The organism is Cognatiyoonia koreensis, assembly GCF_900109295.1.
Classification (GTDB): Bacteria; Pseudomonadota; Alphaproteobacteria; order Rhodobacterales; family Rhodobacteraceae; genus Cognatiyoonia; species Cognatiyoonia koreensis.
The window spans coordinates 2,058,075-2,083,833 of record NZ_FOIZ01000001.1; the positions used below are offsets into that span (position 1 = coordinate 2,058,075).

Below are 25,759 nucleotides of genomic sequence, written 5' to 3' on the forward strand. Positions count from 1 at the left end.
GCCACATATATGACGATCAAGATCGGCAACGCCCCATGTTCCTGGGGCATCGAATTTGCCTCCGATCCTTCTTATCCGACGTGGCAGTCGGTTTTGGATCAATGCGCGGCGGCGGGTTACAAGGGGATCGAACTGGGCCCGATCGGCTATATGCCGGAGGATCCTGCAGTGCTTGCGCCAGCATTGGCAGATCGGGATCTGGCGATTATCGGGGGCGTCGTTTTCCGCCCGTTTCACGATGCAGACAAATGGGACGAGGTGCTGGATGCATCCGTGCGGACCTGCAAAGCCTTGATCGCGCATGGCGCGCAACACCTTGTTTTGATTGACAGTATTTCGCCCCGGCGCGCACCCACTGCAGGGCGTGCAGATGAGGCCGAGCAGATGGAAACCGCCGAATGGGCGGCCTTTCGCGACCGGATCGCCACCATCGCCAGAATGGGGGCCGAGGAATACGGGCTGACCGTGGGCATCCACGCCCATGCCGCGGGCTTTCTGGACTTTGAGCCGGAACTGGAACGTCTGCTGGACGAGGTCGATGAGGACATCTTGAAAATCTGCTTTGACACGGGGCATCATTCCTATGCGGGCTATGATCCCGTTGCCTTTATGAAGCGGCATATGGACCGTATTTCCTATATGCATTTCAAAGACATAGACCCGGCCGTCAAAGCGGACGTCGTGGAAAAGCGGACCGATTTCTACAAGGCCTGCGGGCAAGGCATCTTCTGCAATCTGGGCAAGGGCGACGTTGATTTTCCGGCTGTTCGTCAGGTGCTGCTGGACCACGGATTTGAAGGGTGGTGCACGGTAGAACAGGACTGCGACCCGTCCCTGCCCGGCACCCCGCTTGAGGATGCGAAAGCGAACCGCGCCTACCTGCAATCCATCGGATTTTAGGGTGGCACACCCCGTACACCGGACGTGCACAGCGCGTGCACCGCAATTGTGAAAGACAGCGATATGGCAAAACTGAACTGGGGGATGATCGGCGGCGGCGAAGGGAGCCAGATCGGCCCCGCCCACCGTCTTGGCGCGCAAGCCGACGGGCTGTTCGCATTCACGGCCGGTGCGCTGGATCACCGTGCCGAGGCGGGCCGCGCCTATGCGCAGCGGCTTGGGATCGCGCCGGATCGGGCCTATGGCGACTGGCGCGAAATGCTGGACGGCGAAAAGGCGCGCGATGACAAGGTTGATCTGGTCACGGTCGCGACCCCTAACGCCACCCACTTCGAGATCACCAAAGCCTTCCTTGAAGCCGGGTTCAACGTGCTGTGCGAAAAGCCGATGACCATGACCGTAGAGGAAGGCGAAGAGATCGTCCGCGTTGCCGAAAAGACCGGCAAGATCTGCGCTGTCAATTACTGCTATTCCGCTTATCCGATGGTGCGTCAGGCGCGCGCCATGGTCCGTGCGGGCGAGATCGGCAAGGTGCGTCTTGTCGTCACCGCCTTCAGCCACGGCCATCATGGTGACGCGACAGATGCGGACAATCCGCGCGTGCGCTGGCGCTATGATCCTGCGATGGCAGGCGTGTCGGGGCAGTTCGCCGATTGCGGCATCCACGCGCTGCACATGGCGAGCTTCATCTGTGATGATGAGGTCGAAACGCTGTCCGCCGATTTCGCATCAACGATCCCAAGCCGCGAATTGGAAGACGACGCGATGGTCAATTTCCGCATGTCGGGCGGGACCGTCGGGCGGCTTTGGACATCGTCCGTCGCGATTGGTCGCCAGCACGGGTTTGAAATCCAGGTCTTCGGGGAAACCGGCGGGCTGAAGTGGTTTTCAGAACAGCCCAACCAGCTGATCTATACCCCCGTCAAAGGCCGCACCCAGATCATCGAAAAGGGCGAAGGCGGGCTTCATGAAGACGCGCAGCGCCTGTCCCGCGTGTCGATTGCGCACCCCGAAGGATTTCCGCTGGCCGTCGCCAACATCTATTGCGATCTGGCCGACGCAATTCGGGGCGAGACCCGCGACGGTCTGCCAAACGCAGCCGCAGGCGTGCGGTCCATGGCGGCAGTGCATACAGCAGTTGCGTCCGCGAAGGCGGGTGGTGCGTGGATGGATGCAAGGCCGGGGATGTTTCGGTAGGTCCAGTCAAGCTACGTGGCGGCTGTTCCCCATCTTAGCGGTTGTTGGCAAAAGCGATCAGGCTCTTGCGGGCATTTGCGGAAACCTCTGGGCCTGTTGCGACATGTCCCCCGAGTGGAATTGTCATCTGGATTTCATTCGGTGCGACATACAGATGTTGTGTGCCGAGATAGCCAAATGTGGTGCCGAGGACCGCGCCGACGAACACCTGTTTGGGCGTGTGATAATCGCCCTCGACCCGGGAATAGGCGGTGATGAGGGTTGCAGCGCCGAATGCAAGTGTCGGCGTTGTCCAGCCTTCTTGTCCAAGCATGCAACCGAATGAAGACGCCACGCGCGAGGTATGTCCTGACGGCATGCCATGGCCACCCCCGTTTGGCCGTCGTTGATTGAACTTTTTCTTAAGAAATAAAGTAGCCTCATTGTTCGCTATGCTGCCTGCAAGGCAACCGACCGAACCTTCGATGCCATGGTTCATATGCGTATATCCTATGGCAGCAATCTGCGCGTATTGATGGAAGAAATCGCCGACTTCGACCAGCCTGTCATTCGCCCGGCTTTGGGTAGCCAATAGCGCAAAGCCCAAGGATAAGACCGACATAAGTTGTTTGAACACATAAGGCCTGGCCTTTGCGTTTCGAATACGCAGTCCGGATCGTTCGGGTTGATCGTTGCAGTCGTGACCACTGTGCTTGAACGAAGCGACGAGACAGATACAGGTTTGTCGCATGACCATCTGCCCTTGATGAGAGAATGCGGATTTGCATGACTCTCAAAGCAGCCCAGAGATCGACGGGTCGATCCACTGAATGATGCAAAGCAGGGCTTATCGCATTAGGCGGATAGACCAGTGAGACAAATTCCATCATAATTTCTCGCGCGAGCGCGGAGGGAATCTTGGGCAAGCGAAATATTGTTGTGATTGCGTTGCCTGCACTGGCATTCGCTGTTGTTTGCGGTGTCGATATTCTTCGCGAAACTGACGCTTGGGATCCTGTCGAAGTCGGTTTGGATGTCGCGGAAACGGCAATGCTCGTTTTGCTTATCATTGCGGTGGCCTGGTCTGTGCAACGCATTTCAAGCGTCGATGAAGAGCAGCGCGCCATTCAGGATTATTTTACAAGACGCACCGCTCGCGGTGAAACTTGGCGCGCCGAACGTGCAGCAGAAATCGCGGCAATGGGCGACGCGATCACGCGCGAGTTCAAGGCGTGGGGCTTAACATCGGCAGAAATGGACGTGGCTGGCCTATTGTTGAAAGGCGCGTCGATGAAAGAAATCGCCATTGCGCGCGAGACATCGGAAGCAACGATCCGTCAGCAAGCACAAAGCATGTATCGCAAATCAGGTTTGTCTGGGCGCGTCGAGTTATCTGCATATTTCCTCGACAGTTTGCTTGGCGAAGCCGAGAAACTGGGCAACGCAAAGCTGAGTGTTGTGGTGTCGGAATAGTCTGACGTCGCAAGGTCAGACTGGGTTCATGGCATCGCAATTGTAAGCCCCGTCCGGCGACCGCCATGTTGCCCTCAACACTGCGCTAGGCTTTGATCGCTGATCCGCCTAAGATCACGAAAAAACGTGAGGGCAGATCATTATGAAACGTATCATCATTCCCGCCGCTTTTGTCGGCGTGCTTTTGTCGGGCTGTGCCGGGGTTGTCGGGGAGCGGGCTGTTGTGACCGGCACCGGTCCGGACGACTTGCTGAAGCTGCGTGCGGGGCCTGGTCTTGGGTTCAATGTCGTGCTGGGCTTGCCTGATGGCACCGCGCTGAACAAGCAGGATTGCGTGACCGAGTTGGGGCAGCGCTGGTGCAAGGTGTCCCTCGCCGGTGCGCCGCAGGTCAGCGGCTATGTTTCGGCCGATTATCTGCGCGAGCGCTAGAGCGTTTGTCCGTCGCTGCGCATGCGCAGTGTGGCCCGTTCGATCACGCGGCAGGGGAACAGCCGTGCTTCGGGGTAGCGATCCGGTTCGTCGAGCATGGCCGCCATCAGTTCGACGGACGAGTTCACGATCTGCTTGATCGGTTGGCGCACCGTTGTCAGCGCGATGCTTTCCCAACTGGACATTTCCATGTCGTTGAAGCCGATCAGTCCGACGTCTTCGGGGACGCGTTTGCCAACGTCTTTCAAAGCGCTGAGCACGCCGATGGACAGGACGTCGTCGCCGCAGAAATACGCCTCTGCCAGATCGTCTTTGGCCAGTCGCAGCATTTCTGTGCGCCCTGCCTGAAACGAATATTGCGTAGCGAAGGAATGGCTGACGCTGACGTCCGGGTGGTTGCGCAGTTCTTCGCGGAAGCCTTTGAGCCGGTCCTGCGTGGAGGTTGCGGATTCCGGCCCGCCGAGAAACGCGACCCGCTTGTATCCCCGCGATACCAACTCGCTTGCGGCCATGCGCCCGGCTTCGGCGTTGTCGATGCCGACCACATGCACTTCGGGGCTGCTGGAATAGCGGCCGAACGTGTTCACGACGGGGATCTTCTTGTCCCGGAATGCCTTGCTGAACGCGGGCGGCAAGGTCGAGGAGGCGACGATCACACCGTCGACCGAATACTGGTGCAGCATTTGCACCGAGTTTTCGGGATCGGTTTCATTGGACAGGTTGACCAGCAGCGGGCGCAATCCCCGTTCCTGCAAGGCACGGGTGAACAGGTCGAAGACTTCGAGGAAGACAGGGTTGTGGAAGTTGTTGGACACGAGGCCGATCAGCTTTGTGCGCCGTGTCGTCAGGCTCCGGGCGAGGAAATTGGGGCTATACCCCAGTTCCGCCGCCGCCTTTTCGACTTTGCGCCGCATTTTGACCGACACTGACGCACCATCCGTAAACGTGCGCGAGACCGCTGATGTCGACACACCGGCCCTGTTCGCGACATCCTTGAGGGTGGCTGCCATGTGTTCCTCCGTTTTTTGGTGCGCGCTTTTACACCGCCCCATGGCTTGCTGCAGTAGAAATCTTTTTGATTCTTTTTGCAACCGGTTGCAAAAATGGCGAATCCATGCTTGTCTTTAGGTAAGGCAGGGTCTGCACCCGTCTTAATGCCAATAAAAATGGTATCCTTGGGAGGAATCACATGAAATCGCTTATGAAGAAGATGATGTTGACGGCGGCGCTGGTTGCGTCCCCGTTGATGGCGTCCGCAGACGCGCACGGCGACGACCTGACATACATTCTGGTCAGCCACGCACCCGACAGTGACACGTGGTGGAACACGATCAAGAACGGCATCGCTTTGGCCGGTGATCAGGTCGGCGTCAGTGTCGAATATCGCAACCCGCCTACCGGTGATATCGCCGACATGGCGCGCATCATTGAACAGGCCGCAGCGTCCAGCCCGGATGGCATCATCACGACCCTTGCCGATTTCGATGTGCTGCAAGGGCCAATTACTGCCGCTGTCGATCAGGGCATCGACGTCATCATCATGAACACCGGTACACCGGAACAGGCCCGCGAAGTGGGCGCGCTGATGTATGTCGGCCAGCCGGAATATGACGCAGGCTTTGCTGCTGGTCAGCGCGCTGCAGGCGAAGGTGTCACAAAGTTCCTGTGCGTGAACCACGCCATCCAGCAGCCCACCGTGGGCGAGCGCTGCCGCGGTTATGCCGATGGTCTGGGCATCGAACTGGGTGATGCAATGATGGATTCCGGCACCGACCCGGCGGAAATCAAGAACAAGGTTCTGGCCTATCTGTCAGCTAATCCTGACGTCGATGGTATTCTGACGCTGGGCCCTGTGTCCGCTGATCCAACGATTGCTGCACTGCAAGAAAATGGCATGGCCGGTGACATCCACTTTGGCACGTTCGATCTGGGCGAAGAGATCGTCAAAGGCATCAAGGACGGCACTATCAACTGGGGCATCGACCAGCAGCCATTCCTGCAGGCCTATATGCCTGTCGTGATCCTGGCCAACTGGGACCGCTACGGCGTTCTGCCCGGCAACAACATCAACTCTGGCCCCGGCTTTGTCACCAAGGACGGTCTTGCCAAGGTTGAAGAGTTCGCAGGCGAATTCCGCTAGAACCTGCCGACCAAGTCAACACAAGTTGACACAAAATCAGGCGGATCCGGGCCCTGCCGGGTCCGCCTTTTTTCCGACCGCATATCATTGGAGTGGGTTTGATGGCTGTTACTGACACAAAAGACGAACGGATCAAGGAAACCTCGCGGTTTCGCCAAGCGCTGATCCGGCCGGAACTGGGCGGGATCGTCGGCACCGTCGCCGTATTTACCTTCTTTCTCCTTTTTGCCTTCGACAGTGGCATGTTCGCCGCCCAAGGCGTCATGAACTGGGGTATCGTTTCAGCCCAATTCATGATCATCGCCGTCGGTGCCTGTCTGCTGATGATCGCCGGAGAATTCGATCTGTCTGTTGGGTCGATGATCGGCTTTGCCGGCATGATGATTGCCGTTTTCGGCGTCGTGCTGGCCTGGCCGATGTGGATGGCCATCATCATTACCTTTGTAATCTGCCTGATGATCGGGGCGTTGAACGGGTTCATCGTGATCCGCACCGGCCTGCCGTCGTTTATCGTGACGCTGGCCTTTCTGTTCATCCTGCGCGGATTTACGATCTATATTCCGCAAACGCTTGAGAGCAAAACCATCATCGGCGGCATCCGCGATGCAGCCGAGGGCGACTGGCTTGCGCCGATATTCGGCGGCAAAATCGGTGCGCCGATTTTCCAATGGCTTGGTGATGCCGGTATTATCGGTGTCTTCGAACGTGGCAACCGCATGGGCGAGCCGGTCGTGGACGGTATTCCGATGATGATGATCTGGGCATTGATCCTGATCGTATTCGGGCATGTCCTGCTGACGCGCACCCGTTTCGGCAACTGGATCTATGCCTCTGGTGGCGATGCCGAAAGCGCGCGCAATTCGGGTGTTCCGGTCAATCAGGTCAAGATCAGCATGTTCATGTTCACCGCATTCTGCGCGACCGTATTTGCGGTTTGTCAGGTGATGGAGTTCGGTTCTGCCGGTGCCGACCGTGGATTGCTGAAGGAATTCGAGGCGATCATTGCCGTTGTTATCGGTGGTGCGCTTTTGACCGGCGGTTACGGGTCTGTCCTTGGTGCCGCGCTGGGTGCGCTGATCTTTGGCGTTGTCCAGCAGGGTCTGTTCTTTGCAGGTGTCGAAAGTTCGCTGTTCCGCGTGTTCCTTGGCATCATTCTGCTGGGCGCAGTGGTGCTGAACACCTACATCCGCCGCGTCATCACGGGGGAGCGTTGATATGACCACCCCCATCATCCAGATGAAGAACATCGAAAAGCATTTCGGCAGCGTCATTGCGCTGGCGGGTGTGTCCGTTGATGTAATCCCCGGCGAATGCCATTGCCTGTTGGGTGACAATGGTGCCGGGAAATCGACCTTTATCAAGACAATGTCGGGCGTGCATCAGCCCACAGCAGGTGAAATCCTGTTCGAGGGTCGCCCGATGCATTTTCACGATCCTCGCGATGCCATGGCGGCGGGCATTGCGACCGTCCACCAGCACTTGGCCATGATCCCGCTGATGAGTGTTGCGCGCAATTTCTTCATGGGCAACGAGCCGGTGAAGAAGATCGCCGGGATATCGTTTTTCGACCGCAAGCTGGCGGATGACATCACCATGTCGGAAATGCAGAAGATGGGCATCAACCTGCGCGGCCCCGATCAGGCCGTTGGCACCCTGTCCGGTGGTGAACGCCAGACCGTGGCCATTGCACGTGCTGTGCATTTCGGTGCCAAGGTTCTGATCCTTGACGAACCCACATCGGCCTTGGGTGTGCGCCAGACCTCGAACGTGCTGGCGACCATCGACAAGGTGCGCAAGCAGGGCGTGGCTGTTGTATTCATCACCCACAACGTGCGCCATGCCATGGCTGTCGGTGATCGCTTCACTGTGCTGAACCGTGGCCAGACCCTTGGCACTGCCAAGCGGGGTGAGATCACCCCCGAGGAGTTGCAGGATCTGATGGCGGGCGGTCAGGAACTGGCCACGCTGGAAGGATCACTCGGCGGGACCGTCTAGCCGCGCAGGATGGCGCCGTCAGGATCAAAGGGTGGCCGGGCAAGGATCGTGGCCTTGTGCGGCTGCCCCAGCACCATGACGTCGACCCTGTCGCCTGCGCCTGCGTCTTTGACGAACCCGAGTGCCAGTGACATGCCGACCGTGTAACCATAGGCCCCGGAGGTCACTCGCCCGATCCCCTTGCCGTCCTTGAAGATCGGTTCGCCGCCAGTCGCATCGGCGTTTGATTTCAGCGTGTCCGCTTCGTCGAGTTGCAGAATGACCAGCTGTTCACGCGCCTGCTTTTGAAGGTTCCCCACGCAGGCCGCCTTGTTCAGGAAATCCTTGTCCAGCTTGCAAAGCCGGTCCAGTCCAACCTCTTGCGGCCAGTATTCGGGCGAGTATTCACGGCTCCAGGATCCGTAGCCTTTTTCGATGCGCAGCGCCATGAGCGCCCGGCTGCCGACGGGCACGGCACCGACGTCTTTGCCAACCTCCAGAAGAGCCGCGTAAAGCTTTGCCTGATCGTCAGACTTGCAATGCAGTTCCCAGCCCAGATCGCCGGTGAAGGACACGCGCAGCGCCAGCACATCGACCCCGGCGAGCGTGATCGTCTGGCTGCGCATGAAGGGGAAATCGGCAGTGGCCAGCGAGGTATTCGTCAGCCTTTGCAGCATCTCGCGCGATTTCGGCCCGGCGATATTAAAGCCGCACGTGGCGGTTGTGAGGCTTTCAAAGGTTGTATCGGTTGGCAGTGGAACCTGCTTGAAGAAGCGCTTGTGATAGCGTTCGGCCATGCCCGAGCCGATGATCCAGAAGTCGTCCGCGCCCGTTTTGGTGACAGTGAAATCCCCTGCAATCCCGCCGCGCACGCCGATCAGCGGCGTAAGGCATGACCGCCCGACGGTCGTTGGCATGTTGTTGGCGAAGATCGCGTTCAGCCACTCTGCCGCCCCCGGACCGCTGCAGCGGTATTTTGCAAAATTCGAAATGTCGATGATGCCGGCGTGGCTGCGCAGCTTGCGGCATTCTTCGCCCACGGGTCCCCACCAGTTCTGGCGGGTGAAGCCGTTCGTGTCTTTGGTGCCCGGTGCGTCCGCGAACCAAAGCGGGTGTTCCCAGCCGCCATTTAAACCGAAGACCGCGCCCATTTCCTTTTGCAAGTCATAGATGGGGCGTGTGCGGGCGGGGCGTCCGGCGCTGCGTTCTTCGTTCGGGAAATGGATCGCGAAACGGTGCGCATAGCTGTCCTCAACCCGCGCCTTGGTGAACGCCTTGTCTGCCCAGTCATCAAACCGCGCCATGTCCCAGCCGAACATGTCGTACTGGCTTTCGCCCTGGATGATCCATTGTGCTGCTTGCAGCCCCATGCCACCCGACTGGCTGAACCCCGGGATGATGCCGTTACAGCAAAAGTAATTGTCCAGTTCCGGCACCGGCCCGAAGAGCACGTTGGAATCGGGGGACCAGATCATTGGCCCGTTGATGACCCGCTTGATCCCCGCGTTCCCGACCACTGGCACACGGTTGATCGCGTTCATCATGTTTTCTTCGATCCGGTCCAGATCGTCTGCGAAAAGGTCATGCGCGAAGTCCAGTGGCGTTCCTTCTTCCGCCCAAAAGCGCACGTCTTTTTCATAGGCCCCGACCAGCAACCCCTGCCCTTCCTGGCGCAAGTAGTATTCGCCGTCGCGGTCTGACACGGATGGCAGACGGCGCCCCATGGCCGTGACTTCGGGGATGGTTTCGGTGACGAAATACTGATGTTCGGTGGGTTGCAGCGGCAGCGTGATTCCGGCCAGTGCCGCGACTTCGCGCCCCCAGAGACCGGCGGCATTCACCACCCAATCCGTGCGGATGTCGCCCTTGGGCGTTTTGACAATCCATGTGCCATCGGGTTGGGCTTGGGTGGCTGTCACGGGCGTGAAGCGGTTGATTTCCGCTCCGCGCTGGCGTGCCCCGACCGCGTAGGCGTTCGTGACACCGGACGGGTCCACATTGCCGCCGTCAGGTTCGTACATCACGCATTTCACGCCAGAAAAATCGACGAGCGGGTTCAGTTCCTGCGCCTTTTCGATCGAGATCTCGTAGAAATTCATGCTGTAAAGCCTGGCCTTGGCCGCCTGCAGCCGCAGTTGGTGCACGCGTTCCTCTGTTTGCGCCAGATAGAGCGAGCCGGGTTGAAATACTCCGCAGGACTGGCCTGTTTCTTCTTCCAGCTCTTTATAGAGGTTCATCGTGTAGTGCTGGATGCGGCTGATGTTCGTGCTGTCATGCAGCCCGTGAATATTGGCCGCCGCGTGCCACGTTGACCCGCTTGTCAGTTCGTCGCGTTCCAGCAGGACAACATCGGACCAGCCCAGTTTCGCAAGATGGTAGAGGATCGAACAGCCGATGACCCCGCCGCCGATCACGACGGCTTTGGCTTCAGTGCGCATTTGGGACATCCTTTTTGAAAGTCAGCGGGTGAACGCGGTCATGTGCGACCAGCCGCATGTTCAATATCCCGGCCTCTGGCAGGCCGAGTTCGAGGGCAAAGACATAGGCGTGTGTCAGAAAAAAACATTCCGCATCGACCCCGTCTGCCTGATCGGCGGCCTGCGTGTAGAGCCTGACAAGTTCCGCCCCGTCGCCATTGGCGTGGGCGGCCAGCAATGCATCGTTCAGTGTCACCGCGTGCGGCCTTCCATCACCTGTGTCGCGACCCAGTGATGGAAATTATGCGTTGGTCCGTCCATAGCGGGCGAAAACCGGCCACCGTCGAATTTGACGCCATGCCGCCCCTGCTGCATTCCTTCGACCACAAAGATGTCTTCGGCAAAAACGGTTTTCCACAGCGCCCCGTTCTTGTCGCGCAGCGCGTCGAGTTCGGGTGAGTCTTGCGGGCTGACCGCGTAATAAAGCGCGATGTGTTCGTGCGTTTCTTCGGTATCTACGGGTTCGAGCACGATCGCGAAGGTATGATCGCGCTGCACCCCTAAGAGGACGTTGGGATAGACAGCGACGTATTCGCCCCCTTCTTTCCATTTGTCGTCCACGTTGGGAATGTCCGGAAACACCTCGCCCTGATCGCCCTTGAGCTGCTGGTAGACCTTTGTCCCTTGACCGGAATATTTACCGCGTTCGGCGATGTTGTAGTGATCTTCGAGCCGTGAATAGCTGTTCAACCCCGGGTGCACCCACGGCAAGTGATAGCTTTCGCAATAGTTTTCGACTGCCAGTTTCCAGTTTGTCCTGACATCCAGCCGAAAGCCCGAGGATGGCCCGCCAAAGTGCAGGGGCTGGTCGAATTCCGCCCAGCGCGCAAGTAGATCGGCGTGCATCACGTCGAACGGGTCGGCGTTCCCGTCCACGTTCACAAAGACCACATCCTGCCAGACGTGGCTGGCGATGCGGATCAGCCCCAGTTCATCCAGCCGGATGTCGTCATGTTTGTTCTGACCCGGCCCGCCTACATGCGGCGTTGCCCGCAGCTGGCCGTTCAGACTGTAGCACCAGCTGTGATAGGGGCAGCGGATTGTGCCGCGCACATTCGTGGGTTCTGCCACAAGGATCATGCCGCGGTGCCGGCAGGTGTTCTGGAACACGCCGATGGCCCCGTTGTGATCGCGCACGATCAGCAGCGGCATCCCGAGGAACGACACCGGTTTTGCATCGCCGGGATTGGGCACGTCCTTGCCGAAACCGATGCCCGACCAGTTCGCGAACAGCACGGACTGTCGTTCCTCGGCAAAAACAACCGGATCGGTGTAATGCGCGTTCGGCAAACCGTTGGCGGTTTCGATTGGTCTGAGGACAGTTGAAAGATCCTGTGGCATCGCGCTTCTCTGCGTTTGGATATGCCCAGTCTTCGCGATCCTTTTGCGACGTGGCTGCAACTTCGGCGACAGATGGAAGACAATTCGCGACGGCTGCCGCTTTTGCGCGGTTTGTGCGACCTGTCAACCTTCGCTTTGCCGATAGCCGTCCGGGTTGGCCCGCTGCCAGTTCCACGTGCTTTGCGCCATATCCGCAAGCGTGTGCCGCGCCTGCCAGCCCAGTTCGGCCTTCGCGCGGCTGGGGTCTGCCTGCATCTTTGCGATATCGCCATCCCGGCGCGGGGCGACGGTATAGGGGATGTCCCGTTTGGCCGCTTGCGCGAATGCCTTGATCATGTCCAGCACGCTGTAGCTGTCACCCGTTCCGATGTTGAATGTCCGCACGCCGGGCGTGCTGGCTGCATAGTCCAGCGCAGCGACATGTGCGCGAGCGAGGTCGACCACGTGGATGTAATCGCGCATCCCTGTTCCGTCCGGCGTGTCGTAATCGTCGCCGAAGACCGACACTTCGGCGCGTTTGCCTACAGCCACCTGCGCGATATAGGGCATCAGATTGTCGGGCACCCCGTCGGGGTCTTCGCCCAGCCGGGCGGAGGGGTGCGCCCCGACCGGATTGAAGTAGCGCAGCAGAACGCCGCTGCCGCCACGAACTGTGGCCCAGTCGGAAATCGCCCGTTCGGACAGGAGTTTGGTGCGGCCATAGACGCTGGTCGGCTGTGTCGGGTGGTCTTCGTCGAACGGCAGGTAGTCCGGTTCGCCGTAAACCGTGGCCGAGGAAGAGAAGATCATCCGTTTGCAGTCAATCTGGTCCATCGCCCGCAGCAGTGCCATCGTGCCATGCAGGTTGACGTCATAGTATTCAAGCGGGCGCGCCATGCTTTCGCCGACGGCCTTCAAACCGGCGAAGTGGATTACCGCTTCTGGCCGGAAATCTTGCATGACGCGTTTGAGCACCGCGCTATCGCGTACGTCGCCTTCGACAGCGCTCACCAAGCCGTTGGACATGCTGCGGACACGGTCCAGCACGACCGGTGAGGAGTTGACGTAGTTGTCCAGCACGCAGACCTCGTGATCGAGGGCCATCAGCTCGATCAGCGTGTGACTGCCGATATAGCCTGCACCACCTGTCACCAGCACCCGCATAAATGGTCCCTTCCGTTCCGCTGTGCCTGACATACCTGATGGATCAAGCGGATTGGAACCCCTTTAGACGGGAATGCGTGCGCCTGTTTCCCCGTCAAAAAGGCAAAGCTTTTCGCGAGCCACATCAAAGCCCACTTCTGTAACGCTGTCCTCGTCCATCCGCCCCGGCACCCGCGCGGTCAGCTGCGCCCCTGCCAGCATGAAAGACACATAGCTTTCGGCACCCGTATTTTCGATCATGGTCGGGGTGATACGCAGGTCGCTGCCGCCGATCGACATCTGTTCGGGGCGGATCCCCAGCGTCAGCTTGGCAGGCAATCCGGTCGCGTCCCATTGCGGCATGGTCAGCAAATGATCGTCGATCAGCAGACCTTCTGGCACCACTTTGGCTGGCAGCAGGTTCATCGGTGGCGATCCCATGAAGTCTGCCACAAAGGTATTGGCCGGCCGGTCATAGATTTCTTCTGGCGTGCCGACCTGCTGCACATAGCCGTCTTTGAGCACGACAATGCGGCTGGCGAGTGTCATCGCCTCGATCTGGTCGTGGGTCACGTAGACGATGCTGGCACCTGTCGACTTGTGCAGCCGTTTGATTTCGGCGCGCATTTCGACCCGCAGTTTCGCGTCGAGGTTCGAGAGCGGTTCATCAAACAAAAACAGCTTCGGATCGCGCACAAGCGCGCGCCCCATCGCGACGCGCTGACGCTGACCGCCGGACAGTTGCGCGGGCTGGCGGTCAAGCAGGTGGTCGATTTGCAGCAGCGTCGCCACTTCCTTGATCTTGGCGTCCATCTGCGCCTTTGGCACCTTGCGGATGCGCATGCCAAAGCCGATGTTTTCGCCCACGCTCATCGTCGGGTAGAGTGCATAGGATTGAAAGACCATCGCGATGTCGCGATCCTTTGGCGGTTCCTGCGTGACATCGCGCCCGCCGATCATCAGCGATCCGGCGGTGATTTCTTCCAGACCGGCGATGCAGTTGAGCAACGTGGATTTGCCGCAACCGGACGGGCCAACCAACACGAGAAATTCGCCCTCGGCCATGTCGAGATTGATGTCGTGCAGCACATCGACCGCGCCATAGGATTTTTTCAGGTTGCGCGTTTCCAGCGCTGAAAGAGCGGTAGCGTCCAACATCATTCCTCCGTGGGTGCGGGCCCTGTCGAGCCGCGCACAATCAATTCTGCTTTGTTGAGGACCTGACAATCCGCCACATCTGCCCCGTTCAGATGATCCAGCAGCAGACCGGCAAGCGGTTCGCAAGCGTCGCGCAAGGGCGCGCGGGTGACAGTTAGTGCCGGGTCAAAACTGACCGCACGGGTCAGTGGGAGAGCGTCATCATGTGCGATGACAGATACGTCTTGCGGCACCTGCAGGCCCCGGTCGCGCACTGCCTGCATGACCCCTTCTGCGATGACGGTCGAGGCGCAGATGAACGCCGTTGGTTTTTCCACACCTGCCAGCATGGCCAGCGCCATCGTGTACCCATGGCTTTCGAAGGTCGCCCCGTTTTCCACAATGGGCGCGAAACGGTGTCGCGCCATCGCATCGCGGTATCCGGTCAGCCGGTCAGCTGCATAGGCGTGGCGCAGTTCGCCGTTGATCATGGCAATGCGCTGGTGACCAAGGGCTGCGAGCATGTCGACGGCGACGGCGGGCACTGCCTGGTTGTCGATGCCGAAATAGGGATAATCGGCATCCGCGCGGTCCTGTCCGTGCAGCACGAACGGGATACCCCGGGATTTCAGAAAATCGACACGTGGGTCGTTCACGACAGGTGCGTTCAGAATGAATCCATCAAGAATGTCGCGTTCCAGCAGTTTCTTGTAGGGTTCGACCGGGTCAGCCGTCTGATCGACCGCAAGCACGAGATCCGTTTCGCGCGCCGAGAGCGCAGCGGTGAGGCCTGTGAGTGTTTCAAAAAAAGTCTGGTCCGCGCTCATGTCCGGTTTGATCTTGACGATCATGCCGACCATACCGGAGCGTCCGGTGACGAGGCGTTGTGCGACGCGGTTGGGTTTGTAGCCTAGCCGGTTCGCCGCCTTTTGCACCTTGTCGCGGGTCTTTATGTTCACCTCAGGAAAGCCATTCAGCGCACGGCTGACGGTTGCCACCGACAGGCCAAGCTCTGTGCTGATGTCTTTCAGGGTTGCCACCCGCTTCCTCCTCAAAGCGATTGCAATATCGCAGGATACTATCCAGAACGGACCCCACGTCAAAGTATATTTCCAGACTTAAAACGTTTTGAGAGATGCGCTCAGTTTGCTACCGTTGCCGCGAATCGAAGGGACTTCTGAATGCATTTTCCGGTCGCAGGATGCGGACATCCGGCAATGAGATGCGCGGGAAACCACACTGGGCGGGGATGCCATCTTGACGCGGCCCCGCCATGAAAATCTGAATGGAACCAGTTTGACCCAGCCGGGCAATGGTTTCGCTGATCTTTATCACGATGGCGACCTGAGTTGTCGGCCTGAAAATCTCTGGGAGGAGAAAAAATGAAAAAGACCCTGTCACTTACCGCGCTGTTGCTGGCGACAGCTACGCCGTCATTTGCTTTTGAAGACGGGAAGATCGTCATCTGGACCGGCGCGAACCGCGACCGTGAAGCGCTGCTTGAAGCCGTGCAACCGTTCGTGGATGACCTTGGCGTCGAGGTTGTGGTCGAGGTCGTCGATCCCGATTTGCCGCAGAAGTACCAGCAGGCTGCCGCGACCGGCGATGGCCCTGATGTCGTTTTGTGGGCGCATGACCGGTTTGGCGAATGGGCCAACGGTGGCTTGATCGCCCCTGTCCAGCCGTCAGCCGATTGGGCCGCCGACATTCTGCCAAGCGCGATGGAGGCTGTGCAATTCGACGGGAAAACCTGGGGCTATCCGCTGGCCGTCGAGGCCGTGACGCTGATCTACAATACCGACCTTGTGCCGACGCCCCCTGCCTCTTTTGAAGAGATTGCAGAGATGGACGTAGAGGGTCAGAAAATCCTTTGGGATTACAACAACACCTATTTCACCATGCCGATGCTGATGGCTGGTGGTGGTTATGCCTTTCAAAAGGTCGACGGGTCATATGACGGATCTTCAACCGGTGTGAACACGGACGGCGCGATTGCGGGTGCGGAGGTTCTGAAATCGCTTTTTGACGATGGCGTCATGCCGCAGGGTGTTGACTATGGTGTCATGGACGGCGCGATGAAGAACGGCGAGGTCGCCATGGTGCTGAACGGTCCGTGGTCGTGGGGTGGTTTTGACGAGGCCGGCATCAACTATGCCGTTGCCCCGATCCCGACCGTGAACGGTGAGGTATCCCCGCCGTTTCTTGGCGTGCAGGCACTCGGCATCAACGCGGCATCGCCGAACATGGACCTCGCGGTTGAGCTGATCGAGAACTATCTTGCCACCGATGAAGGGCTGGCCATCTGGAACGCGCAGAATGGCCTTGGCGCGCTTGCCGATGTCTCGGCCGCAGAGGCGCAGAACAATCCGCTGGTGTCCGGTATGCTGGACGTCGCGGCGAATGGCGTTCCCATGCCATCAAACCCTGAAATGGGTGCATTCTGGGCGGCGATGGCCCCGGCGTTGACCAACATCACCACCGGTGCTGCATCGCCTGCTGATGCGCTGAACGACGCGGCAACGCGTATCCTTGGCGAATAAGCGATACGACTGGCCCTTCCCACGAAGGGGAGGGCCGGACCCGTTTCTGCCCCTGATCCGCCGTCCGCGACGGATTTGGCGAAGAAACGCATGAGCCAGCAGATGACCATGACCGTTCAAAGCCCGACAGATGCCGCTGCGCGCGATTGGCCGCGTCTGGCGTTCGTCGCGGTCGTGTCGCTTATCCTGCTTTATGGCGCGTTCTATCTGTATCAGGTCAGCCAGCCTGTGTTTGGCGCGATCTTGTTGGCATTGGCCACGGGCTTTGCCATCGTGTTTGGCGCGCAACGGTTCTATGGCGGGCGGTTCATCTTTCCGGGCATTGCTGCCGTCCTGATTTTCATCGCCTTTCCGGTGATTTACACGATCTATATCGGGTTCACGAACTATTCGTCCTTCAACCTGCTGACCTATGACCGCACGGTTGAGGTGCTGACGTCGCGGGGCACGGTTGATCCTGCGACCGAGCAACCATTTGCCGTTGCCGTGGATGGCGATGCCTATCGCATCTGGTTGCCGGACAGCGGATTGATTTCGACCCCCGTCACGCTGGAAGGTGAGGCAGCGGCCGAGCTGACCCCGTCAGCGCCGCCCGAAACGCTGCTGGAACGCCGCGACGCAATCAAGCTGCGTGGCGGCTTGCAGGCCCTGACCCTGACGACACCGGACGGCGTGATCATTCAGAATGCCGGGCTGCGCACCTTTGCGACTGTCACGCCGGAATATACGCAGACCGGGCCGGACACGCTGACCCGTGCGGATGGCACGACGATCACCGCCAATCACGACACGGGCTTTTTCGAAACCGCTGACGGCACGCCTGTGCCACCGGGATGGCGCGTGAACATCGGCACCGACAACTTTGAACGGATTGCAAATTCCCAAGGCATTCGCGAACCGATGGTGTCGATCTTTATCTGGACCTTTGTGTTCGCGACCCTGTCGGTGCTGCTGACCTTTGCGGTCGGGCTGGCGCTGGCCGTGATCCTGCAGTGGGAGCATTTGCGGTTCAAAGCGGTTTACCGCGTTCTGCTGATCCTGCCTTATGCTGTGCCTGCCTTCATTTCGATCCTCGTTTTCAAGGGCCTGTTCAACCAGAACAACGGCGAGATCAATCTGATCCTGAACGGTCTGTTCGGCATTTCGCCCAAGTGGTTCACCGACGGGAATCTGGCCCGTTCGATGCTGCTGATCGTGAATACCTGGCTTGGCTATCCTTACATGATGCTGTTGGCGATGGGTTTCCTGCAGTCGGTGCCTGCCGATCACAAGAAGGCCGCAGCGCTGGAGGGTGCGTCGGCGGTACGTGTGTTTTTCACGATCACCCTGCCACAGATCATCCCGCCGTTTCTGCCCCTTCTGATCGCGTCCTTTGCGTTCAACTTCAACAACATGGTGCTTGTCTTTCTGCTGACGCGCGGGCTGCCTGATATCCCCGGCACCGTCATTCCGGCGGGCGAAACCGATATTCTGGCGTCTTTTACCTACCGCCTTGCGTTCGACAATGCGGGCCAGCAATTCGGTCTTGCCGGTGCCATTACCCTGCTGATCTTCATTGTCGTCGCCGCGATATCATACGCCAATTTTGTCGCCATGCGCCGTGCTGCCCAGCGCCGGTCGGGGAGAGCCTGAGATGATCGTTGAACGTCCGCGCGACCTGTTGATCAAAAAGATGCTGGCCCACGGTTTCATGCTGGTTTTCCTGACGCTGATCCTGTTTCCGTTCTTCATGGTGCTTTCGATTTCGTTTCGCGAGGGCAATTTCGCGGTCGGGTCAATCATTCCCGACAATCCGACGCTGGAACATTGGTGGCTGGCCTTCGGGTTCGATTATACCCGTGCGGACGGCACCGTGGTCGAACCACCTTATCCGGTGCTTTTGTGGATGTGGAATTCGATCAAGATCGGTTTGATTGCAGGTCTTGGTGTGCTGGCCGTCGCCACCGTCAGCGCCTATGCCTTCAGCCGAATCCGCATCAAGGGCAAGGCTGCGATGCTGGATGGGTTGTTCTTGATCCAGATGTTTCCGACCACGCTGGCGCTGGTCGCGATCTATGCGATTTTCGATGCCCTGGGCGAGGTCACGCCCGTTTTAGGGCTGAACAGCCATGTTGCGCTGATCCTGATTTATCTGTCCGGCGTCACGTTGCATATCTGGACGATCAAGGGCTATTTCGACAGCATCGATACCGCGCTGGACAAGGCTGCGATGATCGACGGGGCAACGCCCTGGCAGACCTTCCGCTTTATCTTTCTGCCGCTGGCTGTGCCGATCATGTCCGTCGTTTTCGTGCTCGCTTTTATCGGATTCATCAACGACTACCCGATTGCGTCGGTGCTGATCCGGTCGGAAAATCAGATGACGCTGGCTGTTGGTAGTCGTCTTTACCTGAATGAATTCCAGTACTTGTGGGGCGACTTTGCAGCTGCTGCGATCCTGTCGGGCCTGCCGATCACCGTCGTCTTTCTGATTGCGCAAAGATACTTAGTCGCTGGGCTAAGTGACGGTGCGGTGAAGGGCTAGCGGAAGCGGATCTCGAAGACTGCCCCGTCACCGGCGACAAGGTCGATCTCTGCGCCCTGCGATTCAAGCATCCGTCGCACGATGGCGAGCCCCATGCCTGTGCCACCGGCATCGCGCCGCGTCGTGAAGAAGGGATCAAAAATGCGGTCCCGATTGCCGTCGGAAATGCCGGGTCCATTGTCTGCGACCCGCAGCACGCCATCATCGAGCGACAAGAGCACATCATCGGCCCCGTGCGCGCGGGCATTTCCCACGAGGTGTTCCAGCACGATGCGCGCCACATCCCCGTGCAGCGGAAGTTTTCCGTCGGAGATGATCGTGACGTTCAGCCCAGCCGCCACGTCCGACAGTTCTACCGTGCCATGCGGAAGCGGTTCCTGCGCGCGGGCAAATTCGCGCTGCACGTCCAGCAGCGCCGTCATCCGCGCGGTGGCCTGATCGACCCGTGCAAGCAGCTTGTCACGCTCTGCATCGGGCAAGGTGGGGTCTGACAGTAATTCGGCCGCCCCGCGGATCACCGTCAGTGGTGATTTCAGTTCGTGAGTCACGTGGTCGGCGTAGGTGCGCACCACTGCCTCGCGCCCTTGCAACGTGGCGGACATATCGCGGACCGCCTGTCCCAGTTCCCAGAATTCGGGCGTGCCGAAGTGTTCAGGCGCTTCGGCGTTCCCCCCTTCGGTGACCTGACGTGCATAGGCCGTCAGTGCCCAGACCGGGCGCAGCACAAGTCGCCATAGCAGGAATGCAAGGATGCCTGTCGCGATTACCGCCAGCCAGAACAGCATGAGGCTGGTTTCGTACCAGCCAAGCACCCCACCCGCGAGCCGGAAGTAGCCGATGGCAAGCAGTGGCACGGCGATGATCGTCGCCAACGTGCCCGCCAGCACAAAGGCCAGTGGCGGGCGCCATTTGCGCGCTACGCGCCGCTGCATGGCCCCATCCTGACACCGACACCGTGCACGGTTTCGATGGCGTCGTTGCAGCCTGCCTCGGCCAGTTTGGCGCGCAGGTTGCGCAGGTGGCTGTCCATCGTCCTGTCGCTGACGTGGATGTTGGTGCCATAGACCGTGTCCACCAGTTGCGGGCGGGGCATCACATGATCGGGCCGCTTCATCAGGGTCGCGATCAGTTCCATTTCACGCGCCGTCAGCGTGACGGCGGTACCATTGACGCTGCATTTGTGCTGTTCGGGATCGATCGTCAGCAAGCCCCGTTTCATCGCCGTATCGGGCATGCCGGCGAGCCCGCCGCGTTTGAGGATCGCGCGGATACGGGCCACGACCTCGCGCGGGGAAAAGGGTTTGGACACATAGTCATCCGCCCCGAGCTCCAGCCCGACAACCCTGTCGATTTCATCGCCTTGCGCCGTCAGGAACAGGATCGGCACGTTGCTGTCACGCCTGATCTGGCGGCAAACCTCCAGCCCGTCCATTTCGGGCATCCCGATGTCCAGCACGATCAGGTCCGGCATCGCCTTGGCGCAGGCGTCAAGACAGGCGCGGCCATCGGCGACCTCGGTCACTGTGAATCCGGCCTGTCCCAGCGCAATCCGCAAGACATCGCGGATCTGCGCATCATCATCGGCAATCAGGATAGTCGTCATGAATGCAGTCCTTCGATTTCGGTCAACTTACGGCGCAGACGTGCATTGCGGTAGCCCCATTCGCGCCAGTCTGCAGGTGTCGCGACTTTCGGGCCATGATAGTAGGTTTGACCGCAAATTCTGCGCCTGTGCTCGGCGTTATAGGCGGCAATCGCAGGAGCGGCACCCGCACCCAGCTCACAGATGTAGTATTCGTCCAGTTCCAGTTCCGCCGTGTTCAGATTGTGCCGGGCGATCAGTCCGTCGATATTGACCAGCGCGACAACGAACGTGGCAATGAACGCCAGTTCCGCCGCCCGCGACATCAGCCAACCCGGCCCGAAGCCGCGCAGCATTTGCCAGAGCATCAGCGCCAGACCGCCCGCGATAAGGCCCATACCGACGAACGCGAGAAACCGCATGTGCGTCAGCCCGTAGCTGTCGATATAAAGATCAAGCCGCATCATCGCCGAGATCACCAGCAGCGCCGTTTGCCCGACCCAGACCATCAGCAAAACACGCAGGACCGGACGGTTGACCAGAAACGGCTGGGCAAGAAGTGCGAACCCGCCCGCAAGGAGTGCGGCCGCCAGCAGTTGATAGGCTCCGCGATGCGCATATTGCGCATAAGTCAGCCCGTCCGGCAGTGTCGCCCCGCCCCAGAGAATTGTGAGGTCGGACGCTGTCTGGACTGCGAAGATCAGGTTGAACAGCACCAGCGCCCGCAAAACGGACCGTTCTGTTAAATACCAGACCTGACCGAATGCCGCGACCTGCGGCGCATTACGCAAGAGGGTTGGTTTTATCGCGGACAGGCGCAGGAAAGGCCAGATCACCGGCGCAAGCACAATCCAGAACACCAATTGTCCGGCGTCGGGTAACGGCAGCGTGCTTTCGCTTAGCGCCTTGCTGACCCATAGATCGAGCACGGGATTGGCGAGGATCAGGAGTGCCCCGAACACGAGGCTGAGCGTCAGGGGGATGATCCAGTCTTTGAGCGAACCGATGATACTACCGGTCTGCCTGCGCGGCGTGCGCGCAAAATGCACGGCATCAGCACCAGTCATGATCGCGCCGGACAACGGAAATCGCAGCGCCGCCCAAGGTGCCCTTTGGCTATGACCGCCTGCCAGCAGCCCAGCAAAACCCGCCATACCCAAAAGCGCAAGCATCACAGAGATGCCCTGCACCAGTTCGACACTTGGAAGCAGGGAAAAGAGCAAGAACCCCCATGCAAGTAACGCGGACCCGAGCGGCGTGTCCCGAAAGCAGAACAGATGCGTGGCGGCAGCGACCGTTATGCAAAACAGGGCCAGCCCGATGCCGGGGAGCACCTGATAAAGCAGCAGATCACCGGCGAGGATCAGAAGTGCCAGCGCGGCAAGCCGGGGCCATCCAAGGCGCGCGCGCGGTGCGGCGACATCCCTTGGTATTGCGTCGCTATGTTCGGCGTAAAGCTCTTGGCTGGCTGTCATGTCCCTTGGTCCTTTGTCTTTTGACGTTGGACAAAGGGGATAGGACAGACCGGTGCAGGTCAGGGACGCGGCTTGTGCAGATTTTGCAGAGCGGTGCCGCCGCCTTAGTCGCTGATCGCGTCGCGGATCGCTTTCATGTTCGCACCGTAGGGTGCTGGATCGCTGACAGACCCGCCGCGAAAGACAGCCGATCCTGCCACCAGCACATCCGCGCCCGCCGCCGCCACCAGCGGGGCTGTCGTCGGATCGACGCCGCCGTCGATTTCGATGTGGATCGGGCGGTCGCCGATCATGTTGCGCAGACGGCGCACCTTGTCTGTCATGTCGATGAATTTCTGTCCGCCAAAGCCGGGGTTTACTGTCATCACACAGACCAGATCGCACATGTCGAGGATGTCCGCGACAGCGTCGGCCGGGGTGCCGGGGTTGAGCGCTACGCCCGCCTTGCACCCGAGCGCCCGGATATTCTGCAACGTGCGGTGTATGTGGGGCCCTGCTTCGACATGGGCAGTAATAATATCTGCGCCAGCATCGGCAAAGCCTTGCAAGTATGTATCGACCGGCGAGATCATCAGATGCACGTCCATCACTGTTTTGATGTGCGGGCGGATCGCGGCGCAGGTCTGCGCGCCAAATGTGATTGCTGGCACGAAATGCCCGTCCATCACATCGACGTGGATCCAGTCCGCGCCCTGTGCCTCTACCGCTTGGATTTCCGCGCCGAAGTTCGCGAAGTCAGAAGCAAGGATGGAGGGTGCGATCTTGATGGAACGGTCGAATGTCATGGCAGACCTCTGATGTCATTGGTTGGCCCTGCATTAGCGCGCCCTGACGTGCTTGTCACGTCGGGGGTCAGGAAAACCTGCATTGGGAAACTGCGTCGTGCCTGCGACCTTTCCCGCATTAAAGCGGAGGAATTTTAAGTATGAACCTTGTCCTAATTTCAGTGACGTTGATGGTTGTTGTCGTGGGTGCGCTTTTGGCGTTTCAGGCACCGGCCAATGCGGCCCTTGCCCGTGGGATCGGTGATCCGGTCTGGGCCGCGGCCTTTTCTTTCGGGATCGGTTTCCTGTTGCTCAGCGCGATTGCGATCGGGCGTGGCGGCAGCCCAAGCCTTGCCAGCCTGCAAGCGATGCCGTGGTGGGCGCTTATGGGTGGGCTGATGGGTGCGATCTGGGTGCTTGCCGCGATCTGGTCTGTGCCGCGACTTGGTGTTGTGACCATGATGTCGGCGATGGTGCTGGGTCAGTTGATTGCCGCGATCATTATTGATGGTGGCGGGATCATGGGGCTGGAGACGCGCGAGATCAGTTCTTCGCGCATAATTGCCATCGTTCTTGTCGGTTTGGGTGTGATCGTGTCCTACCGGTAGATGTCTGCGCCCAGCGCATGTCAGCTATGACTTTCCGCAGCGCAGCATTGTGGTATCGTTAACCTATGACATATCTCCTGCGCCACGCTGACATTCTGCAACCCGGTGCGATGATCCATCTCACCCGTGCGACCCTGACAACGGCCCGTCCCAAGGCCTTGCACAAGCACGACTATTTCGAAGTCTTCTGGGTCCAGAACGGCATTGTCAGACATCACACGCCTGCCGGATCCGACCGTCTGGGAGAGGGTGACCTGATTCTCGTCTCGCCCGAACAGGAGCACGCGATCCAGGGAAAAGGTGAACACGCGATGATCGTGTCCATTTCCGTACACCCCGATGTCGTCAATGCACTGAACAATCGCCATGCCGGCGTCTGGCCGACTGGCCCCGTCCCTGCGCGCCTGCATCGCGATATGCGCCAGCTTTCGGCGCTGAACCACGCCGCGCTCGTGCTTGAAGCAAGCCCCTGCAACGCGCTTGCCGCCGAGGCGTTCCTGTTGCCTCTGCTTGCCGATCTGCAGGCCGGATCAACCCCGCAGAATGCGCCGGACTGGCTGGCCCGCGCGCTGACAGCCGCACAGAAAGCACCCGTGTTTCAGGAAGGGGCGGCCGGTTTTGTGGCGCAGACAGGACGCGCCCATGCCCACGTCAGCCGCACGATGCGCAAGGTCACAGGCCAGAGCCCGTCAGAATACATCAACATGATCCGCATGGCCCATGCAGCCCGTGCGCTGACCACCGATAGCGAACCGGTCAGCCAGATCGCCGCCACGTGCGGCATCCCGAACATGGCCCATTTCCACAAGCTTTTCCGCGCGCATCACGGCATGACGCCTTTGCAATACCGCCAGCAATACCAGCGCAACGTGGTGCAACCCGCCTGAGGCAGGCGTTCAGCATCGTTTAACGCCTGATGGCGCAACCTAGACGGCCAAATCCACAGGAAGGCCCGTTTGTGACGAGGCCTCGATCGCCGCAATCAGTTGCTGGGAAACAAGCGCCTGGCGCCCGGTGACAGTCGGTTTGCATCCAACGCGAATTGCATCGATGAAATCCGCGATAACTGCTTGATGCCATTCGTGTGTGCCACCCGACAGCGGCTTTACCGCGTGCGTAGAATCGTCTTTGCCTTGATGTTCCGTGCGCCCGTCGCGCCAGCTGATTTCGAGGGTGTCCTTGTCCAGGCGCATGCTCCCGTTTTCGAAATGCAGCCGGATCACCTCGGTTCGGTGTGGGTACATGGCGGTGCTGGCAACAAATGAGCCGACAGCCCCGTTGGCGAACCGCAATCCGGCGGTTGCGAAATCCTCTGCCTCCATCCGGTGCAAGGGTGACGTCGCCGTCATCGCCTGAACGCGTGTCACCGGGCCGGTCATGCTGAGTGCGAGGTCAATGGAGTGGATGGCGTTCGTGATCATCACGCCGCCGCCATCGCGGGCGTAGGTGCCGCGCCCCAGTTCGTCATAATAGGATTGGTCACGCCACAAAGGCACGGCGATCTCAACCACGCCAAGCTTGCCGAGCATTCCACCAGCGACATGACGGGCGGCGGCGATTGATGTTTCCCTCATCCGGTGTTGGAACAGAACGCCAAGCATCACGCCTTCACGTTCGCAGATTTCAACGACTTCAAGTGCCTCTTCCGGGGTGCGGGCGACCGGTTTTTCAAGAAGGATGTGTTTTCCGGCTTTCGCGAGTTCTGCGATGACGTCTTTGCGCACGCTTGGGGGTGTTGCGACGATGACCATCGAAATGGACGGGTCCGCCGCGACTGCCGTTAGATCGGCCGAAAATTCCGGTGCCGCGCCATCGTAGTGGTCTGCAAGATAAAGCGCCCGTTCGGGATTGCGCGAGACGATGGTTCGCAGTTGCGCGACGGACTGCAAGCCGGACAAGGCCGCGACATGGGTTTTTGCAATCATACCGGCCCCAATCAGGCCTACCCCGACGCGTTTTTGGGCTGGGGGTTTCGCCATTCTCTTGCTTCCTTTCGTCCGGGTCAGAACACTTATCCGTCGATTGCAGGCCCCATGCCAGTTTGACTTGCAATATTTCGACGATATCGCCTTTTTTGGCGTCTGCCGCTTTAACCT

The 25,759-nt window shown here is 59.5% G+C and carries 25 protein-coding genes; 12 read left to right on the forward strand and 13 right to left on the reverse strand.

Features of this window, described 5'->3' with window-relative positions; translation table 11 throughout:
* The first annotated feature begins 9 nt into the window (after window positions 1-9).
* Window positions 10-900 (forward strand): sugar phosphate isomerase/epimerase family protein, encoded by an 891-nt coding sequence (locus BMY44_RS10215; RefSeq protein WP_089993557.1) that lies wholly within the window; start codon window positions 10-12, stop codon window positions 898-900.
* A gap of 63 nt (window positions 901-963) precedes the next feature.
* Window positions 964-2,097, forward strand: a complete 1,134-nt coding sequence (locus tag BMY44_RS10220; RefSeq protein WP_089993560.1) for a Gfo/Idh/MocA family protein — start codon at window positions 964-966, stop codon at window positions 2,095-2,097.
* Between the two features lie 34 nt (window positions 2,098-2,131).
* Here the strand turns inward: BMY44_RS10220 and BMY44_RS10225 are convergent, their stop codons facing one another.
* On the reverse strand, window positions 2,132-2,713 hold the full coding sequence (locus BMY44_RS10225; RefSeq protein ID WP_165611818.1) for a phosphatase PAP2 family protein: 582 nt from the start codon (window positions 2,711-2,713) through the stop codon (window positions 2,132-2,134).
* Window positions 2,714-2,994: 281 nt separating this feature from the next.
* Here BMY44_RS10225 and BMY44_RS10230 point away from each other — a divergent pair, with 281 nt between their 5' ends.
* Both BMY44_RS10230 and BMY44_RS10235 read left to right on the forward strand, forming a co-directional pair.
* Window positions 2,995-3,549: a helix-turn-helix transcriptional regulator gene (locus tag BMY44_RS10230; RefSeq protein WP_207510506.1), complete on the forward strand. Its 555-nt coding sequence runs from the start codon at window positions 2,995-2,997 to the stop codon at window positions 3,547-3,549.
* Between the two features lie 142 nt (window positions 3,550-3,691).
* The gene (locus tag BMY44_RS10235) at window positions 3,692-3,979 is read left to right on the forward strand and encodes an SH3 domain-containing protein (protein WP_089993565.1); all 288 of its coding nucleotides are present in this window, start codon (window positions 3,692-3,694) and stop codon (window positions 3,977-3,979) included.
* Here BMY44_RS10235 and BMY44_RS10240 read toward each other — a convergent pair.
* Complete coding sequence (locus BMY44_RS10240) at window positions 3,976-4,989, reverse strand: LacI family DNA-binding transcriptional regulator (protein WP_089994804.1); 1,014 nt, start codon at window positions 4,987-4,989, stop codon at window positions 3,976-3,978. The two genes, BMY44_RS10235 and BMY44_RS10240, sit on opposite strands and share 4 nt — an antisense overlap.
* Before the next feature lie 179 nt (window positions 4,990-5,168).
* Between BMY44_RS10240 and BMY44_RS10245 the strand changes: the two genes are divergently transcribed.
* From BMY44_RS10245 to BMY44_RS10255, 3 genes are all read left to right on the forward strand, one after another.
* Window positions 5,169-6,119 (forward strand): sugar ABC transporter substrate-binding protein, encoded by a 951-nt coding sequence (locus BMY44_RS10245; RefSeq protein ID WP_089993568.1) that lies wholly within the window; start codon window positions 5,169-5,171, stop codon window positions 6,117-6,119.
* Between the two features lie 101 nt (window positions 6,120-6,220).
* A complete protein-coding gene (locus BMY44_RS10250) occupies window positions 6,221-7,333 on the forward strand; it encodes an ABC transporter permease (protein WP_089993571.1) in 1,113 nt (370 codons plus the stop codon).
* A gap of 1 nt (window position 7,334) precedes the next feature.
* Window positions 7,335-8,114, forward strand: coding sequence for an ATP-binding cassette domain-containing protein (locus BMY44_RS10255; protein WP_089993574.1), 780 nt, complete (start codon window positions 7,335-7,337; stop codon window positions 8,112-8,114).
* On the opposite strand, the gene BMY44_RS10260 is transcribed toward BMY44_RS10255, so the two are convergent.
* From BMY44_RS10260 to BMY44_RS10285, 6 genes are all read right to left on the reverse strand, one after another.
* Complete coding sequence (locus BMY44_RS10260) at window positions 8,111-10,531, reverse strand: GcvT family protein (protein ID WP_089993576.1); 2,421 nt, start codon at window positions 10,529-10,531, stop codon at window positions 8,111-8,113. The two genes, BMY44_RS10255 and BMY44_RS10260, sit on opposite strands and share 4 nt — an antisense overlap.
* The gene (locus tag BMY44_RS10265; RefSeq protein WP_089993579.1) at window positions 10,521-10,766 is read right to left on the reverse strand and encodes a hypothetical protein; all 246 of its coding nucleotides are present in this window, start codon (window positions 10,764-10,766) and stop codon (window positions 10,521-10,523) included. The genes BMY44_RS10260 and BMY44_RS10265 overlap by 11 nt, the downstream gene beginning before the upstream one ends.
* The gene (locus tag BMY44_RS10270; RefSeq protein WP_089993581.1) at window positions 10,763-11,911 is read right to left on the reverse strand and encodes an aromatic ring-hydroxylating oxygenase subunit alpha; all 1,149 of its coding nucleotides are present in this window, start codon (window positions 11,909-11,911) and stop codon (window positions 10,763-10,765) included. The genes BMY44_RS10265 and BMY44_RS10270 overlap by 4 nt, the downstream gene beginning before the upstream one ends.
* A gap of 123 nt (window positions 11,912-12,034) precedes the next feature.
* Window positions 12,035-13,054 (reverse strand): UDP-glucose 4-epimerase GalE, encoded by a 1,020-nt coding sequence (galE, locus tag BMY44_RS10275; protein ID WP_089993584.1) that lies wholly within the window; start codon window positions 13,052-13,054, stop codon window positions 12,035-12,037.
* A 63-nt stretch (window positions 13,055-13,117) separates the two neighbouring features.
* Entirely contained in the window at window positions 13,118-14,194 is a 1,077-nt protein-coding gene (locus BMY44_RS10280) for an ABC transporter ATP-binding protein (RefSeq protein WP_242650521.1), read from the reverse strand.
* Window positions 14,191-15,210 carry a LacI family DNA-binding transcriptional regulator gene (locus tag BMY44_RS10285; protein WP_089993587.1) on the reverse strand — a complete coding sequence of 340 codons (1,020 nt, stop codon included), beginning with the start codon at window positions 15,208-15,210 and terminating at the stop codon, window positions 14,191-14,193. The genes BMY44_RS10280 and BMY44_RS10285 overlap by 4 nt, the downstream gene beginning before the upstream one ends.
* Before the next feature lie 342 nt (window positions 15,211-15,552).
* Here BMY44_RS10285 and malE point away from each other — a divergent pair, with 342 nt between their 5' ends.
* The 3 genes from malE (at window position 15,553) to malG (ending at window position 19,234) form a co-directional block, all read left to right on the forward strand.
* Entirely contained in the window at window positions 15,553-16,710 is a 1,158-nt protein-coding gene (gene malE, locus BMY44_RS10295; protein WP_089993592.1) for a maltose/maltodextrin ABC transporter substrate-binding protein MalE, read from the forward strand.
* Window positions 16,711-16,800: 90 nt separating this feature from the next.
* Window positions 16,801-18,342, forward strand: coding sequence for a maltose ABC transporter permease MalF (gene malF, locus BMY44_RS10300; protein ID WP_242650522.1), 1,542 nt, complete (start codon window positions 16,801-16,803; stop codon window positions 18,340-18,342).
* 1 nt (window position 18,343) lies between these two features.
* Complete coding sequence (gene malG, locus BMY44_RS10305) at window positions 18,344-19,234, forward strand: maltose ABC transporter permease MalG (protein ID WP_089993595.1); 891 nt, start codon at window positions 18,344-18,346, stop codon at window positions 19,232-19,234.
* Here the strand turns inward: malG and BMY44_RS10310 are convergent.
* The 4 genes from BMY44_RS10310 to rpe form a co-directional block, all read right to left on the reverse strand.
* A complete protein-coding gene (locus tag BMY44_RS10310) occupies window positions 19,231-20,166 on the reverse strand; it encodes an ATP-binding protein (protein ID WP_089993597.1) in 936 nt (311 codons plus the stop codon). The genes malG and BMY44_RS10310 overlap by 4 nt on opposite strands.
* Window positions 20,151-20,837: a response regulator transcription factor gene (locus tag BMY44_RS10315; protein WP_089993599.1), complete on the reverse strand. Its 687-nt coding sequence runs from the start codon at window positions 20,835-20,837 to the stop codon at window positions 20,151-20,153. Before BMY44_RS10315 ends, BMY44_RS10310 begins: the two co-directional genes overlap by 16 nt.
* On the reverse strand, window positions 20,834-22,291 hold the full coding sequence (locus BMY44_RS10320) for a DUF4153 domain-containing protein (protein ID WP_089993603.1): 1,458 nt from the start codon (window positions 22,289-22,291) through the stop codon (window positions 20,834-20,836). The genes BMY44_RS10315 and BMY44_RS10320 overlap by 4 nt, the downstream gene beginning before the upstream one ends.
* A 104-nt stretch (window positions 22,292-22,395) precedes the next feature.
* Complete coding sequence (gene rpe / locus BMY44_RS10325) at window positions 22,396-23,076, reverse strand: ribulose-phosphate 3-epimerase (protein ID WP_089993606.1); 681 nt, start codon at window positions 23,074-23,076, stop codon at window positions 22,396-22,398.
* Window positions 23,077-23,216: 140 nt separating this feature from the next.
* Between rpe and BMY44_RS10330 the strand changes: the two genes are divergently transcribed.
* Entirely contained in the window at window positions 23,217-23,663 is a 447-nt protein-coding gene (locus BMY44_RS10330; RefSeq protein ID WP_089993608.1) for a DMT family transporter, read from the forward strand.
* Between the two features lie 65 nt (window positions 23,664-23,728).
* Window positions 23,729-24,550 carry a helix-turn-helix transcriptional regulator gene (locus tag BMY44_RS10335; RefSeq protein ID WP_089993611.1) on the forward strand — a complete coding sequence of 274 codons (822 nt, stop codon included), beginning with the start codon at window positions 23,729-23,731 and terminating at the stop codon, window positions 24,548-24,550.
* A gap of 39 nt (window positions 24,551-24,589) precedes the next feature.
* Here BMY44_RS10335 and BMY44_RS10340 read toward each other — a convergent pair whose 3' ends face one another.
* On the reverse strand, window positions 24,590-25,642 hold the full coding sequence (locus BMY44_RS10340) for a Gfo/Idh/MocA family protein (protein ID WP_089993613.1): 1,053 nt from the start codon (window positions 25,640-25,642) through the stop codon (window positions 24,590-24,592).
* Between the last annotated feature and the right edge of the window lie 117 nt (window positions 25,643-25,759).

Coding starts and splice junctions, on each gene's coding strand:
- BMY44_RS10215 (WP_089993557.1), top strand. CDS start 10: ATGACGATCAAGATCGGCAACGCCCCATGTTCCTGGGGCATCGAATTT.
- BMY44_RS10220 (WP_089993560.1), top strand. CDS start 964: ATGGCAAAACTGAACTGGGGGATGATCGGCGGCGGCGAAGGGAGCCAG.
- BMY44_RS10235 (WP_089993565.1), top strand. CDS start 3,692: ATGAAACGTATCATCATTCCCGCCGCTTTTGTCGGCGTGCTTTTGTCG.
- BMY44_RS10240 (WP_089994804.1), bottom strand. CDS start 4,989: ATGGCAGCCACCCTCAAGGATGTCGCGAACAGGGCCGGTGTGTCGACA.
- BMY44_RS10245 (WP_089993568.1), top strand. CDS start 5,169: ATGAAATCGCTTATGAAGAAGATGATGTTGACGGCGGCGCTGGTTGCG.
- BMY44_RS10250 (WP_089993571.1), top strand. CDS start 6,221: ATGGCTGTTACTGACACAAAAGACGAACGGATCAAGGAAACCTCGCGG.
- BMY44_RS10255 (WP_089993574.1), top strand. CDS start 7,335: ATGACCACCCCCATCATCCAGATGAAGAACATCGAAAAGCATTTCGGC.
- BMY44_RS10260 (WP_089993576.1), bottom strand. CDS start 10,531: ATGCGCACTGAAGCCAAAGCCGTCGTGATCGGCGGCGGGGTCATCGGC.
- BMY44_RS10270 (WP_089993581.1), bottom strand. CDS start 11,911: ATGCCACAGGATCTTTCAACTGTCCTCAGACCAATCGAAACCGCCAAC.
- galE (WP_089993584.1), bottom strand. CDS start 13,054: ATGCGGGTGCTGGTGACAGGTGGTGCAGGCTATATCGGCAGTCACACG.
- BMY44_RS10280 (WP_242650521.1), bottom strand. CDS start 14,194: ATGATGTTGGACGCTACCGCTCTTTCAGCGCTGGAAACGCGCAACCTG.
- malE (WP_089993592.1), top strand. CDS start 15,553: ATGAAAAAGACCCTGTCACTTACCGCGCTGTTGCTGGCGACAGCTACG.
- malF (WP_242650522.1), top strand. CDS start 16,801: ATGAGCCAGCAGATGACCATGACCGTTCAAAGCCCGACAGATGCCGCT.
- malG (WP_089993595.1), top strand. CDS start 18,344: ATGATCGTTGAACGTCCGCGCGACCTGTTGATCAAAAAGATGCTGGCC.
- BMY44_RS10310 (WP_089993597.1), bottom strand. CDS start 20,166: ATGCAGCGGCGCGTAGCGCGCAAATGGCGCCCGCCACTGGCCTTTGTG.
- BMY44_RS10315 (WP_089993599.1), bottom strand. CDS start 20,837: ATGACGACTATCCTGATTGCCGATGATGATGCGCAGATCCGCGATGTC.
- BMY44_RS10320 (WP_089993603.1), bottom strand. CDS start 22,291: ATGACAGCCAGCCAAGAGCTTTACGCCGAACATAGCGACGCAATACCA.
- rpe (WP_089993606.1), bottom strand. CDS start 23,076: ATGACATTCGACCGTTCCATCAAGATCGCACCCTCCATCCTTGCTTCT.
- BMY44_RS10330 (WP_089993608.1), top strand. CDS start 23,217: ATGAACCTTGTCCTAATTTCAGTGACGTTGATGGTTGTTGTCGTGGGT.
- BMY44_RS10335 (WP_089993611.1), top strand. CDS start 23,729: ATGACATATCTCCTGCGCCACGCTGACATTCTGCAACCCGGTGCGATG.
- BMY44_RS10340 (WP_089993613.1), bottom strand. CDS start 25,642: ATGGCGAAACCCCCAGCCCAAAAACGCGTCGGGGTAGGCCTGATTGGG.